Consider the following 574-nt stretch of genomic DNA (forward strand, 5'->3'; position numbering starts at 1 on the left):
AAAAAAATAAGAATTCCATGAACGAACTTGAGGGAATCGGAAAAAATTTATAAAGTACACTCCAAATTCAAGTTTGTAACGAAGGTATTTGCGATGAAAGGAATTAAGATTGAGTTATTGGGGATTGCAATAATACCTTTAGGAATTGCTGTGACAACAAATAATTTTTGGGGATATGTCCTAGGTGTTCTTGGATTTGGCGTCGCTGTAGTTGGCTGTTTTCTAAAAGATAATCACTGATAACTTCTTGTTTGAAAAATTGAGAAAACGTAATATTGAACAAAAAGAAATGCACAGTTCTTAGCTTATCGTGAACTGTGCATTTTTGTAAATAAATACTTTTAATTAGCCGATTACGGCATCCTCTGCTGTAAAATGTTCCAGAGAGTTTTCTTTTACCTGAATGCAGATATAAGTAATTCCAGAAATATCGGATGCAAAAAACTGACGCTTTGCAGTAGGTGTGATTTTTAGCCAGTCTCCAGTTGAAAGGCTAATTTCTTCTTCATCAATTATGGCTTTGCCGTTACCTGAAAGAATTCCATAGATTTCTTCATTTTCTTTATGAGAATGA

1 protein-coding gene and 1 pseudogene are annotated in these 574 nt (G+C 33.6%); one reads left to right on the plus strand and one right to left on the minus strand.

What is annotated here, in order from left to right; genetic code table 11:
* Window positions 1–93 precede the first annotated feature (93 nt).
* Window positions 94–240: a hypothetical protein gene (locus LJE09_RS17355; RefSeq protein ID WP_008373708.1), complete on the plus strand. Its 147-nt coding sequence runs from the start codon at window positions 94–96 to the stop codon at window positions 238–240.
* Between the two features lie 105 nt (window positions 241–345).
* Here the strand turns inward: LJE09_RS17355 and LJE09_RS17360 are convergent.
* Window positions 346–574 (minus strand): annotated as a pseudogene (locus LJE09_RS17360) (cupin domain-containing protein); the annotation flags it as partial.

This window comes from Blautia sp. DFI.3.45 (assembly GCF_020593505.1).
GTDB lineage: Bacteria > Bacillota > Clostridia > Lachnospirales > Lachnospiraceae > Blautia_A > Blautia_A wexlerae.

What these genes read in the sequence shown, in the direction of transcription:
- LJE09_RS17355 (WP_008373708.1), top strand. Translation starts at nt 94, where the DNA reads ATGAAAGGAATTAAGATTGAGTTATTGGGGATTGCAATAATACCTTTA.